The organism is Paenibacillus sp. CFBP 13594 (genome assembly GCF_014842675.1).
Classification (GTDB): domain Bacteria; phylum Bacillota; class Bacilli; order Paenibacillales; family Paenibacillaceae; genus Paenibacillus; species Paenibacillus amylolyticus_B.
The window spans coordinates 321062-338301 of sequence record NZ_JACYVQ010000005.1 but is presented as its reverse complement, the minus strand read 5'-3'; the positions used below and the strand labels follow the sequence as shown (position 1 = coordinate 338301).

Below are 17240 nucleotides of genomic sequence, written 5' to 3'. Positions count from 1 at the left end.
AGCATAAAAAGGCGGGTTTGCATGCCTGAGAAATACAAGTAATGGTCGAAATTTGCCATTCTGCCATGCATTATGCTATATATCATGCGATATTGAAGCACATTTCATGAGTTGTAAGCCAAAATAAGCAGGCCACCTCCATGCTGAGGTGCATAGGGTGGCCTGAATGACTTGTCGTTTTGGAGGTCTTCTACATTAGGTTTTGAAGCGTTGAATCAGTTCTAATAGCTCCTGCGTAAGATTAGCCAGTGAGGCAGATGCCGCCGTAATCTCTTCCATGGATGCGAGTTGTTCTTCAGAGGCAGAGGCAACACGAGTTGCATGATCTGCTGTCTCATGACCAATGGTTTTGAGTTGCACTAACGTGGCATCAACCTGCTGTGATCCAGCTGACATCTGCTGTGCAATAGCTGAGACATGTTCAATCTGCTCATTAACATCTGTAATCTGTGATGAAATGGAGAGGAATAGTTCACCACTTTCATTAATCACTTCCGCTATATGGCTCACCTCGGCATTCCCATGTCCCATATTTTCAACGAGAGAAAGGACCTCTTGCTGAACGCTATGAATTAACGCTGCAATCTGCGCTGCTGATACTCTGGATTGTTCAGCCAGATTACGAATCTCGGAAGCAACAACACCAAACCCGCGCCCGTGTTCACCTGCTCGCGATGCTTCAATGGAAGCATTAAGTGCAAGTAGGTTGGTTTGACGGCTAACTTCTGTGATCATGCCTGTAATATGGCCAATCTCTTCCGAACGTTGGCGGAAATTCTCCAGTGCGGTCATCGACGTCTGCACAGAAGAAGTGGCACTATCGACCATACGCATAGCGGACTGAATCTTATCCGTTCCGATGGTTGTTCGTTCGGCCACAGTTCGTGATGAATCGGATACATCGGAGGCGGCCTTTGCAATTCTTCCGATCCCTGCAGATATTTCATTCATGGAGCGGGAGGACTCTTGCAGCTCCTGCACCTGTTTACCTGCTTTATCTGCAAGTTCGACTCCTGTTAATGCAATCAGTTCGGCTGCTTTACCTGTTTCTTCGGCACCTGCGGTCAACTGTTGAGAGGTGGAGCCGACAGATAAAGCATGTTCGGATATAACCGATATGGTATGTCGCAATGTATCCATCATCTGATTCATATGACCCGCCATGATGCCAAATTCATCTTTGGATCGTACAGGTAACTTTTGTGTCAAATCTCCACCAGCCAGCTGTCCAGCGACGATATTAACTTGATTCAACTGCCTTACAATGGAGACGATAGTGTAGGTAACCACACCTGCAAGCATAAGCACTGCCAGTGCCGCAATCAGTATGGACCAGTTCAAGCTGTCATAGAAAGGTTGAAGGATATGGCTCTTTGGCAGCGCCGATACAAGGTACCAGTTTGAATCCGTTCCTTGTAACCTGGCGGGCTCGGCAATAAACAGTTCTTCACCTAATTCAGGGTCCGTAGCGTAAAACTGAGATTCGCCAGACTGTATACGCTGAATGACTGTCTTCATTTCAGATGGAATTACGGCACCTTCATTAGCCAGTTCCGGTTTGGAGCCGTGTGCAGCAATCTGTCCTTCACTAGTAATAAGCATGGCATAACCCTGATCCGGATTAAGTGATGCTATATTTTGCTGAAAACGATCAATGGTAAAGTCGGCCCCAACAATGCCCAGAAAATTTTTGTTTTCATCTAATAGAGGGAGGACAATCGAAACGAGCAGTGTTTCTTTACCACCAACCGTATAGGTAACAGGCTCGGACCAATAGATGGATTTGGTTTTCTTTGGCTGCTGATAGTAAGTACTGGTTTCACCGCTTCCCTCATAAGTAGGCATAGGCTCAAAATGCAGGGAGTTGCCATCACGTATAACGTATGGAACGAATCGACCCGTACCATCATCATATTCTTTTTTGTTGATGTGCTCCGCATCGTTTCCATCAAAGGCATTTGGTTCCCAGCCCGTATAAAAGCCAAAAACTTTCTCGTCCTTCTTCAGATATTGTTCAAGGAGTCTGACGACCTCTTCACGGTTGAGTGATCCGTTCTGAGCAGCATCCAATAACGTGGTACTCATGGTGTCCAACGTGTTTTTAACCTGATTAATGTCAGTCATAAACTCATTCGTAGCCCGGTTTGCTGCCTGTCCAGCAACGGTTTCGCCGTACTGGAGGCTTTTGTCGTAAATGGATTTGGTATTAAATGCAATCAGGGCTCCAATACAACAGAGTAATACGATCCCGAGTAAAAGTCCAAGCTTAACAGCGAGCTTGCGATTGCGAAAAAAATGCATGTTTAATCCCCCTCGATGTCATTCTTGTGATGTATATATGGATGTGTGCTTCTCCTGAAGGGAGTCTATATTTTATATCGTTATTTACGTTCCTATAATGAAGATAATTAAAAAAAAGCATAGAAAAACAGCTGCCGAGAAAATCTCGACAGCTGTTTGGATTGAAACTTTAATGTGATTGCAACGATTAACGGTTGTAGAACTCGACGATTTGTTTTTCATCGATGTCTTGGGACAATTCAGCACGCTCAGGCAAGCGGATGAATTTACCTTCTACAGCTGCTTCGTTGTATTCAACGTATGCTGGAAGATGCGAACGGCCTTCCAAAGCTTCTTTAATGGAAGAAAGAGCGCGGCTCTTCTCACGCAAGCCGATTACATCACCAGTGCTTACTTGGTAAGAAGCGATATCGACTTTTTTGCCGTTTACAGTTACGTGACCGTGTGCTACCAACTGACGCGCTCCAGCGCGGGAGTTAGCAAACCCAAGGCGGTAAACGAGGTTGTCAAGGCGGCACTCAAGCAAGAACATGAAGTTCTCACCGGCAATACCTTGCATTTTTTGAGCTTTAGAGAACAGTGTGCGGAATTGCTTCTCGCCTAAACCGTACATGTGGCGCAATTTTTGTTTTTCTTGCAATTGCATACCGTAGTTGCTCATTTTTCTGCGTTGGTTAGCTCCGTGCTGACCTGGAGGGAAAGGGCGTTTCAATTCTTTGCCTGTTCCGCTAAGGGAAATGCCGAGGCGACGGCTCAATTTAAATTTAGGACCAGTGTAACGTGCCATGTTTAAAGTAGCTCCTTTTTAGTTAAAGTTCATATTAGGGCTCTGTTTGCGCTCCAATTTGTTGATGCGGGCTTGGCCTCGCATAGAACGATCAGGAAAGTTCAGCCGCTGTCCTGAAAGCAACAAAAAGAATGAGGGTGACACAACCGGTAATGCCCAAATTTAAAGACCCATTAGTAGTCTTCATCAACAATTTATATTACAGTTTAAGAGAAACAAAGTCAAGCGCAGAATAAAAGCAAAAAAACGTCTAAATTTGTCGATAGGTCATTGGGCCTAAAATAATGGGACAATTTTCTGAAATATGGATGCAAAAAAGGTTTAAACAGAGTAAAATAGATTGTATCTTAACTTTAAATCATCTTTATGTAACAAGGTTATCGCAACGGATTTGCAGGTTTGCGATAACGTCTGCAGATTAATGCATCCTGGTGGATGCAAAAACGGTGCAAAGGAGCGCCTGACATGTTAGAACATCTAAGAAGTTTACCTGCCAGCTTGAATTCAAGAAGTTCGGGCGATTCCGCATCTTTTGCCGCTCCTCGTTCTCATGATGAGCATGTGTTGTGGATGCAAAAAATGGATATCACACCTTTTGATTTTTCATATTTGGGCGGCTTGCTAGAGCAGGCATACAGTGACTGGAACTCCAGAGTGGGTTCAAGGCTGGCTAGACCATCAACCTTTTACAGCGTGTGGAACACAGAAGGTGATTGCATAGGATACGATAGCGATCATGAAGCTGATCCGGGCGTAAATGCACGCAGGCTGGTATTGGAATGTTTGGATAAGAGACAGGTCCTGTCCCTTAAAGGGACAAGCGAACACGGAGAATATCTTATAATAACACATCCCTTATTCTCCAGAACTAACAAGGATATGTTTGCCGTATTCACTGCTGTGATCTATGAATCCAATGGATATGAAACGTCTGAAGCTGTGGTTCAATCTGAGGCATTGCATTATCACACCTGCTTTTACCGAAGATTCGAATACATATTTATGACGGACCTGTTACATGCTCATGAACAAACAGCCCGTGAGGAACACCGGAGGTCCATCCTCTTTCAGATTGTTCAGAGAATGCATGACAAAATGGATGTCGAGGCCATATTGGATGAGGTATTTGACAGTATGGATTACTTGTACCCGGCCACTTATATCGAATTGTATATGTCTCAGGATCAGAGCAACTCTGATCCACGGATTAAACCGTTGCTTGTCCACGAGCGAGGAGAAGATATTTGTGTGCGTTCTTTTATGGAAGGTAAGCTGATTGTTGCTCGCTCACATGATGCAGAGAACCGCATTGTAGATGTAGGGATTCCGCTGAAAGGTAAACAAGGCATATACGGTGTGTTCCATATCGAAATGAATGAAGAGATTATGGAAGAATCGGACTTGCAATTGATTACGATGATGGTAGACACTGCCGGAACGGCCTTTGAGAACGCCAAGTTGCATGAACAATCCAATATGTTAATTCAGGAACTCCGTTTAATTAATGATCTTACACAGCGGTTGAACAAGAGCCTCCATCTTTCGGAGATTTATCAATTATCCGAGCAAGAGTTAAAGGAAATATTCCAGGCTGAAACGTGTTGCATTCTTCAACTCAATGACAGTACCAATGACTTTGAAGTGATGTCATCTAACGTGAAAGATGTTTTTCACCAATCCTTTTCTGTAGACTACGGTATCGCAGGCTTGATCTATCGAACAGAGGAACCGCTTATTATAGTCAATTATGCGCAATATGATAAAGTGTCCTCCTTTTTCATGGAAGATACGGGGTCCATGTCACTTATTGCATCACCGATCAGAGTTAATGGTGAAGTGAAGGGTGCCATTTTGTTGGGACATAGTAGAGAGCATTACTTTTCATATGATAACTATCGGCTCTTGCAGATGTTATCCATTCATATCGGGCTTGCCCTGTCAAATGCCACGCTGCATGCCGAGGTTCGGCGCTTGGCTAATCTGGATATGTTGACAGGTCTGTATGTGAGGCATTATCTGGATAGTGTAATTCACGAGCGACAGGCTCATGAATTCTGTGGCTCCCTCATAGTGGTGGATATTGATCAGTTCAAACAGGTGAATGACACATTCGGACACCAGACGGGGGATCAAGTATTGAAGCAAGTGAGTGAGATCGTCACGAGCTCTGTTCGCTCGGAGGATGTCTGTGCCAGATGGGGTGGAGAAGAACTGGCGATCTATATGCCACAGGTGAGTGTAAGGCAGGCGTTAGATTATGCGGAAGTGATTCGAAAGAGAGTCGCAGAAGAGACCAGACCGCCCGTTACGGTATCCAGTGGCATCGCAGAGTGGAATTGGATGGATGAAAAGGTCAGTGTAGAGTCCTTGTTTTATCGGGCTGATATGGCTTTGTACAGCGCCAAGAATGGTGGTCGGAACAGAATCGTTGTAGAGGAACAGAATGTAACACGTTAAGAGAGAACAATTCCAATTGCGGAGTCGTTCTCTTTTTTTTTGTGCATGGGAGAATCAAGTTGTGTGTAGAAGGAAGTATAAGCGTATACGGGCGGGGCAATCTATGGAGAAAGTTCACGGAAGGATGAAGATAGACATGTTTAACCGCCATTCGGTACGTACATTATGGTTATTTGTGAGCATCGTGATTATTGGTGTTCCGGGTTGTGGATTAATCCAGCGAGATCAAACGCCTGAAGAGGTTTTTTCCTTGGCTTTATCGGGGATAGCGGGAAAAGAAACGTTGAGTTTTGAAGGAGAGGCAGGACTTCGACGGGAGAACAGTGGGCTGTTCGAGAATCAGTTCAAGTTTGAAGGCAAGCTGGAGAATCATGATCGTCTGACCCTTCAGACCCGATTACCTGGAGAAGTAACTGCTGTGGGGACAGGCATTCAAACAACTGCCGTAAAAAATAATGGACAGCCCAGTGGGTTTAGCGCCTCTTTCGAGCGGAAACAAGGGCAATGGATGGCATTGTCAGCGCAGCATGAGCCGCTGCGTGGGTCTCTTTCTCGTTTTAACCCAATTGCCCAATTGGAGAAGATCGATGGGATGCACAAAACCATCCAATCGGAGTATGGCGCTGGTCGTCGAACCAGAACATTACGGATTGAACTTGCACCGGAAGACGCTAAATCATGGGCTGTAACCCAGCTAAACGACGAGATGAACGCCATTCGGGCAGAATATATGCATAAGGCAGCTTCGGTGAAAGGGGCGCGTAAGGAGAAGCTTGAGAAGGATCTGGAGAAAGTTTGGAAACAGGGTGAAACAACGATGCAACAGATGATGAAACAAGCGAGCGTGCAGACGGTATATCATCTCACGGTAGATCGGAAGAGCAGTCTGCCTCTTCGTTTATCCTCTGAAAGTCAGATGAGTTACACGGACAACAACCGTAAAAGTAACAAAGAAGCCCTTGTCACCGATGTAAACTTCAAGTCATATCAATAAACGAAGTGAGGGACTGCCTGCTGACGGGATGACTGTTCGCGTGCTACAATAGTATCGTAATTTACCGTTGTTCAATTTAAGTATGGCAGATGACAGGAGGATTTTACCAAGATGAAAGACCCAAGAATTCAAAAGCTTGCAGCAAACCTGGTAGGCTATTCAGTAGATGTTCAGCCTGGTGAAAATGTATTGGTTGAAATGATTGGATCGGAACGTGATCTGATTAACGCCATTATTGAAGAGGTAGGAAAAAAAGGTGGTAACGTCTTTGTACAGTTGACTGATAAAACCGTACAGCGTGCGATGCTGAAAAATGCCACAGAAGAAATGATGAAAACATGGGCAGAGATTGATCTGAACCGGATGAAACAGATGGATTGTTATATCGGTATTCGTGCGGGAGAAAATGTGAATGATCTGTCCGATGTGCCGGAAGAAAAAATGAAAATGTACAATTCATTATACTCCCACCCGGTACATAGCGAACAACGTGTCAAACATACGAAATGGGTTGTACTTCGTTACCCTAACGCAAGTATGGCGCAACTCGCCAATACTAGTACAGAAGCGTTCGAAGATTTCTACTTCGACGTATGTAATCTGGATTACGCCAAAATGGATAAAGCGCAGGACTCGCTCGCTAACCTGATGAAGCGGACAGACAAAGTTCGTATCACCGGACCTGGAACAGAGCTGAGCTTCTCCATTAAAGATATCGGTGCAGAGAAATGTTCTGGCCAAAAGAATATCCCGGATGGCGAAGTGTACAGTGCCCCTGTGCGTAATTCCGTGAACGGAACAATTAGTTATAACTCGCCAACCCTGTACAATGGAGTGACTTTTGAAAATATCAAGTTCACGTTCAAGGATGGCAAAATTGTTGAAGCAACAAGCAACGACACAGAGCGTTTGAATGAAATTTTGAATTCGGATGAGGGTGCTCGTCATATTGGTGAATTCGCGATTGGATTTAACCCGCATATTCTGCATCCGATGAAAGATATCCTGTTCGATGAAAAAATCGCAGGCAGCTTGCACTTTACGCCAGGTCAGGCATACGAAGAAACGGACAATGGCAACCGCTCGTCTATCCACTGGGATCTGGTGTTAATCCAGCGTCCGGATTATGGCGGCGGGGAGATTTATTTTGACGATGTGCTGATTCGTAAAGACGGTATCTTTGTTATTCCTGAACTGGAATGCTTGAATCCGGACCGTTTGAAGTAAGAACAGGATTTTGCTGTTGCTAGGAAAGCGGATTCACGGTATCATGTAGTGGTAATTAATAGATGATACCAATCGTAAAAAGACGGAGGGATTCCTATGTCGAGTAATAATGCGGCTGTAGTAGAAATTGCTCAAACAGCAGGCAAGTTTACTTCTTCAATCGTGCTTCATTCGGAGAACAAGTATATCGATGTGAAAAGTATTCTCGGATTGTTTACAACGCTGATCAGCACGCACAGCTATGAACTGCATGTTCATGGTCCAGATGCAGTTGAAGCGAAAGCAGCCATGTCAGAAGTATTTGCCAAGCATGGACTGAATGTAAGCATCGCATCTGAGTAATAGCTCTCAAGAAGCACCTTTGCCTTTTTTGGCAGGGGTGTTTTTTGGCATGGAATGATCTGAATACTCGTCTGGACGTGGCTGGAACAGGTGGATTAAGCTTCAACAAAAGGCTTAACTTTGCGGGCTTATTTTGGTCAGGTTCTTGTATTAGCTCTTCATTTCGTCTAATATTAGAGGTAGAACGTCTTTACGCGATTTTTGGGACATAGGGGGGAAAAATGCATGACTTCATCTGATCTGCAGGACCAGCTGAATTTGAAAGCGATCAGTCTTCTTCAAGAAGATGCAGATAAAATACAGAAGCTTATTGAAGTACAGATGGAGAATCTGGCTACCCGCTACTGCCCTCTCTATGAGGAAGTATTGGATACACAGATGTATGGGTTCTCCAAAGAAGTTGATTTTGCTGTTCGTGCAGGGCTCCTTCCAGAAGGTGCAGGTAAGCAGCTGGTTAGCGCGCTTGAGCGGAATTTGGCAATTTTATATGAAGCCTTGAACAAGAAGAATGAGCAATAGCCTGCAAATGCGCGGGTCAGAATAGAAGGCATGCAGGCGTTTATGCATGCTTTTTTTGTGCGTCTGAACGGGACTGGAATGCAAGCCCAGCCCGAAGGCGTATACAAACAAAGAGACAGCACCGAATGTAAATTCGGACTGCCTCTTGTGGCTTGTTTATTTTAATGATGGCTACGTGAGGGTCTGGTTGTTACACCAAGAAGAAGGAAACACCGAGTATGATATATACCACGAGCAGGAGTAAACCTTCGTACCAATTCGTTGAACCATCTTGGGTAATGGACTTTGCAATAAATACGGATACGCCGATGGCGACCAGTTCAATCGTTGTGAATACGATATCCATGGTTCTGCCTGTGAAGTAGCTGACAAAAATCAGTACAGGAGCAACGAAGAGTGCGATCTGCAAGCTGCTGCCAACCGCAATTTCAACCGCGGCTCCTATTTTATTTTTCATGGCAAGCATGATGGCTGCACTGTGTTCGGCCGCATTACCGATGATGGCCACAAGGAATGCACCGACAAACAGTTCGCTAAGTCCAAATTCCGAAGTGAAGACTTCAAGCGTGCCCACCAGCCATTCACTGACGAAAGCAACCATGACTGTTGCGAGCACCAGGTAGAGAATAGATTTTTTCTTGGACCACGCCGGAGCATGCTCATGAGGTAGCTCTTCATCGCGATCCTCAGTGACGTCTGCAAGGTAGTTCTTATGTGTCACCATGGAGAATAGCAACCACGCAATATACGCGAGAATGAGCAATCCGGCCACGATGAGACTAAGTGTATTGGTGTCTTTCTGTGTAATGGAATGTGTATTGAGAAAGACTGCCGGAATAAACAGGGCAATGATGGCAACAATCATCAGGGAACCATTCAGACCTGCGAGTGAAACATTATAATTCTGAATTTTGAACTTGAGTCCCCCGGCAAAAATACTTAACCCGAGCACTAACAGCAGATTTCCGATGATGGAACCTGTCAGACTTGCTTTGACCATGTCGAACAGTCCCTCTTTGACGAGGAAAATGGCGATGATCAATTCGGCGGCATTGCCGAAGGTGGCATTCAAGAATCCACCTAGCCGCTGTCCGGCGTAGTGGGCCACATTTTCGGTGGCTTTGCCTAAAAAACCGGCCACAAAAATAACCGAAATGGCTGATATCACGAACTGTAGAATCGAATCCCATTTCATGTAGTGGGCGATGGCACTGAGTGCAAAGAACGCAATCAGCAAAATGGATGAAATCCGGTTTCTCACAACAAACACCTCGGTTATAAATTATTTTGTTTTGAATTACACTGTAAATCGCTTATGAGATTATTTTCATATTTCAATATAACCAAATGGTGGTAGGTTGTAAACGCATCTTTTTGAGTTTAATTTGCTTTTTGGGGTGGAAAGGATTTAAAATACGAGTAACGAAGTGAAGGAGGATGTGGCATGGCAGAACAACTTCAACTGGAGAGCGGAAACATCCGGATTGCCGATGACGTGGTTGCAAAAATTGCCGGAATGGCTGCAATGGAAACACCCGGAATTGCCGCAATGTCTGGAGGATTGTCAGAGGGCTGGGCGAAGCGACTCAGCGGTAAAAACGTACAGAAAGGCGTGAGCGTTGAGGTCGGCCAGCTGGAAGCAGCCATTGACCTGCGCATCATCGTCCTGTACGAAACCCCGATTCATGAAGTTTCCCGTATGCTTCAGCAGAATGTAAGAGAAGCGGTAGAGACCATGACCGGATTACGCGTGGTTGAAGTCAATGTAAAGGTAGAAGGTGTATCTTTCAAAGGCGACGATCTGTAGAAATCGCAATCCGCAATGGAGAACAGAGCGATATTGACCTGTTCTTCATCTTGATAGACAGAGTTTATTCAGTACACAGAAAAGGCTGCGCATCCATTGGGTGCACAGCCTTTTCTGTGTGTTGCTTTTTTATCGAATCCGACGGATGGACTCCCGTGAACGAAGAGCAGGAGAGGTACGAGTCTGTGTCTGTACAGTTACGGACTTCGTTTTCTCTTCCTTGATCACGTCCAGATTGTTAGTACGTGAGATACTGAGCAGAATGCCCATGGCAACCATCATTACAAAGAGTGAGGTACCCCCATAGCTGATAAACGGAAGCGTAACACCCGTCACCGGAATGGTCTGAGTAACACCACCGATGTTGATAAATGCCTGAATCGCGATTAGTCCCATGATACCTATGCCGACCAATGTTCCGAATGGATCGGGACAGCGGAGAGAGACAATAATTCCGCGCCAGATGAAGTACAGGTAAACAAGCAGGAATAATGCACTTCCGATGAATCCAAGCTCCTCACCAATTACGGAGAAAATAAAGTCATTATACGCGTTTGGCAAATAGTGCAGCTTCATCGTACCTTGTCCAATCCCGGAACCTGTCATGCCGCCATCACCAATGGCAACAAGGGAACGGTAGAGGTTAAGACTTCCGCCATTAATATCGGATAATGGATCCAGGAAAGCTTGAATACGTCCGATCTTGTAGTTCTGCTCCGCAGTGACCGCTGTTGTAGTGTTCGTTGCGTCGGAAGGCGAAGCGGAAGAAAACAGGGAATTAACTCCAAACGCCAGTGCCCCACCGAGTACAACCAAGAGAATTGAACCCAGGATATGTTTCATACTAGCTCCACCGGCATAAATCAAGAGACCACAAGTGGACACCAGAATGAAGGTGGTACCAAAGTCTGGTTGCAGCATGATCAGTCCTGCGATGAATCCAACGATGAACAGGACGGGAAAATACCCTGTCTTGAAAACTCTAAATTTCTCGCCTTTTTTGGTAATCAGAGCAGAGAGGTACAGAATAATAGCAATTTTGGCAAACTCGGCAGGCTGAAGACTGAAGCCGACAATTTCAATCCAGCTTCGGGCACCGTTTACCTTCTTACCTGCGACCAACACAATGAGAAGCAGTACCGTAGTGAACAGAAAAAATGGTGCATAGAGCTTTTTGTACTTGTTGAAGCGGATATTCATGGCAAAAAACATGCCAAATAGACCGATAATCGCCCACATAAGTTGTTTTTTCGTGAAGTAAAGGGCATCATTGTTAAATCTTTCGCTTGCGATTGCAATGCTGGAACTGGAGCTGAATACCATCACCAGTCCAAAGCCCACCAACAATAAAGTGAGGATTAGCAGTTGAAAATCCGGCGTGCCTCTCTTCGTTTTCGTTTGGGCCGTTTGTTGTTTCATCGTTTGGCCCAGCCTATGCTTCCAGCAGTTCTTTAAGCTGCTGTAATTTTTGGGCTGCCAGCTTCACGACTGGTTGCGGAACGGAAGAGTCATAATCCAGGCCGTGAGGGAAAGTGGCTTTGCCGAGGTATACTGCTTCCACAGCAAGAACGGTATCCGGTTTTTCCAATTTGCCTTCCACAGCGCGGGTATTAATCCGTACAAAGTATTCTGAGTTGGTTTGTTCATCTTCAATTTTGTAGTCATATGTAGCACGGTAATATTCCCATTGCCACCGGACAAATCCGACTTTCTCGGCGCTCTCATCCAGGTATGCCAAGTCGCTCTTCAAGCCATCCAAGCCTGTATTCTCAAAAATCATAAGCGTTTGATCCTCCTCATAAGCTTCCGAGTATAATTTCTCGAGTATTTCTCTAGTTCATGATAGTATGTTTCCCCTTCCCGTGCAAGCTTTCCCAAGGCGTTTCGTATCGGTTTTCTTCCAATTCTGCTACAATATATAGCAATAGGTTTGAAGAGGAAGGCTCGGGCTTGATATAAGTCCCGTTTCAAGATTGAAAGGGTGGAGAGACATGACTAATAATATATGGTGGGAAGATCTACAGATCCACATGGTGGAATGGCGGCGTCACCTTCATCGCAATCCAGAGGTTTCCTTTCATGAGGAGAAGACATCCTCTTTTGTAGCGGATATGTTGGAGAGTTTTGGCGTTGAAGTGAGGCGTCATGTTGGTGGTCACGGGGTCATTGGTACAATCCGTGGGGACAAGCCGGGTCCTGTCGTCATGCTGCGAGCCGATATGGATGCACTGCCCATTCAAGATGAGAAGAATATCGAGTATGCATCACAACAAGCAGGAGCGATGCATGCATGTGGCCACGATGGTCATATCTCCATCTTGCTCGGTACGGCATTGTATTTCAGCCGTCACAAGCAGGAGATCCAAGGCGAGATTCGCTTTTTGTTCCAGCCAGCAGAAGAGCTGCTTCCGGGCGGTGCAGTCCAGGTCATTGCGGATGGTGCGCTTGAAGGCGTGGATGTCATATATGGCATTCATCTGTGGACCCCGCTGCCTGTAGGTGTTGTTGCCAGCAAAGCAGGACCGATGATGGCTGCGGCGGACGATTTTTACATTGAGATCAAAGGCAAAGGTGGACATGGCGGGATGCCACAATCCACGATAGATAGTCTCATCGCGGGTTCTGCGCTTGTGATGCAGCTTCAGACCGTTGTCAGTCGTTCGGTTGATCCATTGCAACCGGCGGTGCTGACCATTGGTACAATGCAGGCGGGCTCGGCTCAGAATGTAATTGCAGAGCAATGCAAAATGAGCGGTACGGTAAGAACGTTTGATGAAGAGACCCGAAACGGGATGAAAGAGCGCGTGCTTACCATGGTAGCCCAGACAGGGGCAGCTTATGGGGCAGAGACGCAAGTGAAATATATTATGGGATATCCGCCTGTGGTGAACGATGAACAGGAGACAGCACGTTTCTTCAGAGAAGCTACAGAATTATTTGGGGCAGAACGAGTGCAAGCATCCCCCATGCTGATGCCAGCGGAAGATTTTGCGTATTATCTGCAGAAGGTGCCAGGGTGCTTTATGTTTGTTGGAGCAGGCAACCCGGATAAAAATGCGATCTATCCGCATCATCATCCGATGTTTGATTTTGATGAAGACGCAATGCAGACTGCCGTGAGATTATTTATCGCCATGGCCAAGGGTTACACAGCCGAATGACTTTATAGCTAGTTGGGCATCCTGTTCATACCGAGGTATGGGCAGGATGTTTTTTTGTGGATTTTTATAGATGTTGTTCAAAAAGTCCATCTTCTCGGTACTGAAAACCAGACTTTTTGAACTCGCAATTATACAGGTTCATTTTCGGAAGCTGCCGGAACTGGACTTTTTTGTGATAGGAGGAAGGTTCCAAATGGAAGGAACAGAACATATGGTAAGGACAGATGCTTGTATCGTTCAGCGAGATTTTACAGTTTTGCTGGAAGTTGGCCACCCCGGATTCGAAAGAGCAAGAGAGCAGCTTGGGATGTATTCAGAACTGGTTAAGACACCAGCAGCGTTTCATACCTACCGAATCACTCCGTTATCGCTCTGGAATGCTGCTGCGCTGGGATGGAATGCAGATCAGGTCATCGCAAGTCTGGAGCTGATATCCCGCTGGAACGTGCCTGCTGCACTCATTCAGGATGTTCGGAGAATCATGGCTCAGTATGGAAAATTAAAGTTGCATTCTGAAGCAGATCACACCAGAATGCGTCTTTACAGTGAGGATGAGCGGTTGCTGGATGAATTAAGTGGATTGAAAACGATAGCTGCCTTTCGTATGGAACGCAAGGACGCTCATGAACTTTTGCTCCCAGGAGAACAGCGAGGGTTATTGAAAAGAGAATTAACACGATTGGGTTACCCCGTACTTGATTACGTGGGGTATCGGGAGGGAACCAAGCTTTCATTCCAATGGCGAACCAATGATCCAGGGGACCACTCTGAGCGATTTGCGCTGCGTTCTTACCAGAGAGAGGCTGTGGATGCATTCGAAGGCAGTGAGGGCATGGGAGGAAGTGGTTTACTCGTACTTCCTTGCGGGGCAGGCAAAACGGTCATTGGCATGGCCGTGCTGGAGCGGCTTCAATGTGAATGCCTTATTTTGACGTCCAATACTACGTCTGTACGACAGTGGATTCAGGAAATTCAAGACAAAACCACGATTACCAGCGAACAGATTGGTGAGTATTCAGGTCAGAAAAAACAGGTGAAACCTGTGACTGTAGCTACATATCAGATTCTTACACACCGGAAATCAAAGGATGCTGATTTTACCCACATCAAACTGCTCAGTGAGCGGCAATGGGGGCTGATCATATATGATGAAGTACATTTGCTGCCAGCACCAGTGTTTCGTGCAACTGCGGATATTCAAGCTACACGAAGACTGGGATTAACGGCTACATTGGTCCGAGAGGATGGCTGTGAACAGGATGTTTTCTCACTGATTGGTCCGAAGCTCTATGATATGCCGTGGAAACAACTGGAGCAGCAAGGGTGGATTGCTGATGTACAATGTCAGGAGATACGTATCCCATTTTCTCCCGAATTAAGATCAAATTATCTGCAAACCGAGGTTAAGCATCAATTTCGATTGGCTGCCGAGAATCCGGCGAAAGTACGTGTAGTCAAGCGTTTGCTGGAACGTCATCGGGATTTGCCTGCGCTAGTGATTGGACAATATCTGGATCAACTTGAGTTGATTGCCCGGGAAATTGAAGCACCTCTAATCTCGGGAGCCATGTCACAGCAAGAGCGAATCAAATGGTTTGCTGCATTTCGACGAGGAGAGATTAAAACGATTGTTGTATCCAAGGTTGCCAATTTTGCTGTGGATTTGCCCGATGCCGCTGTTGCGCTTGAAATATCCGGGAGTTTCGGGTCAAGGCAGGAAGAGGCACAGCGTTTGGGAAGAATTCTGAGACCAAAAGCTGGAGAAAACAAAGCATATTTCTATGCGTTGGTATCAGAGGATAGCAAGGAACAGGAGTTTGCATTAAACCGTCAGATGTTCTTGGTGGAGCAGGGATATGAATATGCTATCGTTCATGAGAACGAATAGTCCATTTATACTCGCGAAAAGAGGAGGGATTGGGATATGTCTTCATTTGAACCAATAGATGAGCCGGTGGTACTGAACCTTGATTCATGGTCAAAGCTGACTGTGGTGGAACAAAAAGTGCTTGGTGCAATTTTTCACAAACATGCCGGTCAGCCTTTTTCCTCCCTCCTGCCGCGAGAACAGTGGGCCATCGAAGGACTAAGTGTCGCAGAAGCCAAATCTTCATTTGCCAACCTTAGGCAGCAAAGATGGATTGAGTCTGTATATAAGAGTTGGGGAGAGCGATTATTTTATATTCCTGCTTCGTTGATGGACACATTGACGATTGCTTACGCACAAAGAGTGGGTATAACGGTTAAACAGATGGCACAGCATGCTCATGTATTACAGGAAGGAAAGCCGGATATTGCTGCGGAGCTGCTTCATCTGATCGCGTGGATCGAAAGAGAAGGACTTCCTTTGACAGGGAAGGGCACTATACATAAGAAAAGTGTTCAAAAATTAAGTGTGATCACGGTATTATCTTCGACAGACTTTGAAGGTTTGAGCATCAAATATGGACATTCGGATTTGTATCCGACCCACGTAGCAATCCTTCTCGATCTACTGCTCAGTCTGAATCTCGTTCAGAAGTCAGATGGCCAAATTCAGATTGTAGATCATCGATTACAAACATGGTTGCAGCTCTCGTGGAGACAGATGCATCGGGAAATATATCAAGCGTGTATGGAAAGATACGGAGAAGCTGAACCCGCTTTGCAGCATTTCCGTTATCAATTGGCAGTGTTTGCTCCAGAAAAAAATATATGGTGCCGTATAGAGAATTCGGAATTGAAACCACGAGTCAGGGGCTGGCTCTACGCACTAGCTGGCTGGGGGTATGGTGAAGTAGGTGAAGATCAGTCGGGAGATCTGGCATTCCGCTGGCTGATCGAACCGCAGAGCCTGTTATATCGAGAACAAGAGATGGTAAGTGAAGCGGAGCCGTGTGGATTTTACATGCAGCCTGATTTCGAAATGTTGGTGCCTCCCGAAGCAGGGCCTGATGTGATCTGGATTCTGGAGCAATGCGCAGAGAGGGTGACGCGTGATCGAATGTCCATATACCGTATGACAAGAGAACGATTCATTTCGGCCTTAGCCAGAGGGTTTGATTTACATGAAGTGATAGAGTTTCTGGAACAATATGCGCTGACAGGCATACCAGAGAATGTGCGTATTGCATTAGCAGATTGGAGAAAGGAGACCGATGCTGCACCGTTGACAGTAATTCGGAGTATGAAGGTAATGGAGGCAAATACAGGCTCTGCAGATGATCCGAAGTTATTAGAAAAAGATATGTTGAGTGGTGTATATTCTTCTTTCTACACTCCCAATAATCTAGGTCTGGTTGATGTCCCTGCTTCTCTGCGTGGGTTGGAGCGTGATCATTCTGTCATTGAGAAGAAGTTCTCTCTGTTGGGGTTTGAGGAGATACCGGAGACCTGGTACAAGGAGTGGCGTCGATATCATAGTTCAACCGCCCGACAGATTGCTGCCAAAGCCATTGAGTGGCAGACCAAGCTGGGTATACAACAGGAAAATCGTACGCAATACCTCATTCCACATCAGGTAGAGGGTCATGAACACTGGACTTTAAGCGGTTGGTGCATGCTGGATTCAAGTGAAAATACATCAGAGACAGAATGGCGTACATTCTCCCCGTCAGAGTGGGATACAATGCGTCTTATCCTGCCAGATGATGTCATAACCTGACT

Annotated in this window: 14 protein-coding genes; 9 read left to right on the top strand and 5 right to left on the bottom strand. The window is 45.7% G+C overall.

The features are described from left to right. Positions 1-195 precede the first annotated feature (195 nt). Both IFU39_RS18125 and rpsD read right to left on the bottom strand, forming a co-directional pair. The gene (locus tag IFU39_RS18125; RefSeq protein ID WP_091014268.1) at positions 196-2301 is read right to left on the bottom strand and encodes a methyl-accepting chemotaxis protein; all 2106 of its coding nucleotides are present in this window, start codon (positions 2299-2301) and stop codon (positions 196-198) included. 187 nt (positions 2302-2488) lie between these two features. Beyond that, positions 2489-3088 carry a 30S ribosomal protein S4 gene (rpsD, locus tag IFU39_RS18120; protein ID WP_076211410.1) on the bottom strand — a complete coding sequence of 200 codons (600 nt, stop codon included), beginning with the start codon at positions 3086-3088 and terminating at the stop codon, positions 2489-2491. Between the two features lie 465 nt (positions 3089-3553). Here rpsD and IFU39_RS18115 point away from each other — a divergent pair, with 465 nt between their 5' ends. From IFU39_RS18115 to IFU39_RS18095, 5 genes are all read left to right on the top strand, one after another. Then, positions 3554-5545 carry a sensor domain-containing diguanylate cyclase gene (locus IFU39_RS18115; protein WP_192134120.1) on the top strand — a complete coding sequence of 664 codons (1992 nt, stop codon included), beginning with the start codon at positions 3554-3556 and terminating at the stop codon, positions 5543-5545. A gap of 103 nt (positions 5546-5648) precedes the next feature. Next, positions 5649-6539: a hypothetical protein gene (locus IFU39_RS18110; protein ID WP_206759571.1), complete on the top strand. Its 891-nt coding sequence runs from the start codon at positions 5649-5651 to the stop codon at positions 6537-6539. A 111-nt stretch (positions 6540-6650) separates the two neighbouring features. Continuing rightward, positions 6651-7766 (top strand): aminopeptidase, encoded by a 1116-nt coding sequence (locus IFU39_RS18105; RefSeq protein WP_076328038.1) that lies wholly within the window; start codon positions 6651-6653, stop codon positions 7764-7766. A 96-nt stretch (positions 7767-7862) separates the two neighbouring features. Next, positions 7863-8108, top strand: a complete 246-nt coding sequence (locus IFU39_RS18100) for an HPr family phosphocarrier protein (RefSeq protein WP_036614658.1) — start codon at positions 7863-7865, stop codon at positions 8106-8108. A gap of 225 nt (positions 8109-8333) precedes the next feature. Beyond that, a complete protein-coding gene (locus tag IFU39_RS18095; RefSeq protein ID WP_017687426.1) occupies positions 8334-8627 on the top strand; it encodes a YlaN family protein in 294 nt (97 codons plus the stop codon). A gap of 190 nt (positions 8628-8817) precedes the next feature. Here IFU39_RS18095 and cax read toward each other — a convergent pair whose 3' ends face one another. Then, entirely contained in the window at positions 8818-9888 is a 1071-nt protein-coding gene (gene cax, locus IFU39_RS18090) for a calcium/proton exchanger (RefSeq protein WP_074095776.1), read from the bottom strand. 183 nt (positions 9889-10071) lie between these two features. On the opposite strand from cax, the gene IFU39_RS18085 reads away from it, so the two are divergent. After that, a complete protein-coding gene (locus tag IFU39_RS18085; RefSeq protein WP_017687428.1) occupies positions 10072-10434 on the top strand; it encodes an Asp23/Gls24 family envelope stress response protein in 363 nt (120 codons plus the stop codon). A gap of 129 nt (positions 10435-10563) precedes the next feature. On the opposite strand, the gene ftsW is transcribed toward IFU39_RS18085, so the two are convergent. Continuing rightward, positions 10564-11853 carry a putative lipid II flippase FtsW gene (ftsW, locus tag IFU39_RS18080; RefSeq protein WP_192134118.1) on the bottom strand — a complete coding sequence of 430 codons (1290 nt, stop codon included), beginning with the start codon at positions 11851-11853 and terminating at the stop codon, positions 10564-10566. A gap of 13 nt (positions 11854-11866) precedes the next feature. Further along, positions 11867-12214, bottom strand: coding sequence for a YugN family protein (locus IFU39_RS18075; protein WP_017687430.1), 348 nt, complete (start codon positions 12212-12214; stop codon positions 11867-11869). A 211-nt stretch (positions 12215-12425) separates the two neighbouring features. On the opposite strand from IFU39_RS18075, the gene IFU39_RS18070 reads away from it, so the two are divergent. From IFU39_RS18070 to IFU39_RS18060, 3 genes are all read left to right on the top strand, one after another. After that, a complete protein-coding gene (locus IFU39_RS18070; RefSeq protein ID WP_076318910.1) occupies positions 12426-13595 on the top strand; it encodes a M20 family metallopeptidase in 1170 nt (389 codons plus the stop codon). A gap of 193 nt (positions 13596-13788) precedes the next feature. Then, a complete protein-coding gene (locus IFU39_RS18065; protein WP_192134117.1) occupies positions 13789-15483 on the top strand; it encodes a DNA repair helicase XPB in 1695 nt (564 codons plus the stop codon). Between the two features lie 36 nt (positions 15484-15519). Next, positions 15520-17238, top strand: a complete 1719-nt coding sequence (locus IFU39_RS18060) for a helicase-associated domain-containing protein (RefSeq protein ID WP_192134115.1) — start codon at positions 15520-15522, stop codon at positions 17236-17238. The last annotated feature ends 2 nt before the right edge of the window (positions 17239-17240 follow it).

What these genes read in the sequence shown, in the direction of transcription:
- IFU39_RS18125 (WP_091014268.1), bottom strand. Translation starts at nt 2,301, where the DNA reads ATGCATTTTTTTCGCAATCGCAAGCTCGCTGTTAAGCTTGGACTTTTA.
- rpsD (WP_076211410.1), bottom strand. Translation starts at nt 3,088, where the DNA reads ATGGCACGTTACACTGGTCCTAAATTTAAATTGAGCCGTCGCCTCGGC.
- IFU39_RS18115 (WP_192134120.1), top strand. Translation starts at nt 3,554, where the DNA reads ATGTTAGAACATCTAAGAAGTTTACCTGCCAGCTTGAATTCAAGAAGT.
- IFU39_RS18110 (WP_206759571.1), top strand. Translation starts at nt 5,649, where the DNA reads ATGGAGAAAGTTCACGGAAGGATGAAGATAGACATGTTTAACCGCCAT.
- IFU39_RS18105 (WP_076328038.1), top strand. Translation starts at nt 6,651, where the DNA reads ATGAAAGACCCAAGAATTCAAAAGCTTGCAGCAAACCTGGTAGGCTAT.
- IFU39_RS18100 (WP_036614658.1), top strand. Translation starts at nt 7,863, where the DNA reads ATGTCGAGTAATAATGCGGCTGTAGTAGAAATTGCTCAAACAGCAGGC.
- IFU39_RS18095 (WP_017687426.1), top strand. Translation starts at nt 8,334, where the DNA reads ATGACTTCATCTGATCTGCAGGACCAGCTGAATTTGAAAGCGATCAGT.
- IFU39_RS18085 (WP_017687428.1), top strand. Translation starts at nt 10,072, where the DNA reads ATGGCAGAACAACTTCAACTGGAGAGCGGAAACATCCGGATTGCCGAT.
- ftsW (WP_192134118.1), bottom strand. Translation starts at nt 11,853, where the DNA reads ATGAAACAACAAACGGCCCAAACGAAAACGAAGAGAGGCACGCCGGAT.
- IFU39_RS18075 (WP_017687430.1), bottom strand. Translation starts at nt 12,214, where the DNA reads ATGATTTTTGAGAATACAGGCTTGGATGGCTTGAAGAGCGACTTGGCA.
- IFU39_RS18070 (WP_076318910.1), top strand. Translation starts at nt 12,426, where the DNA reads ATGACTAATAATATATGGTGGGAAGATCTACAGATCCACATGGTGGAA.
- IFU39_RS18065 (WP_192134117.1), top strand. Translation starts at nt 13,789, where the DNA reads ATGGAAGGAACAGAACATATGGTAAGGACAGATGCTTGTATCGTTCAG.
- IFU39_RS18060 (WP_192134115.1), top strand. Translation starts at nt 15,520, where the DNA reads ATGTCTTCATTTGAACCAATAGATGAGCCGGTGGTACTGAACCTTGAT.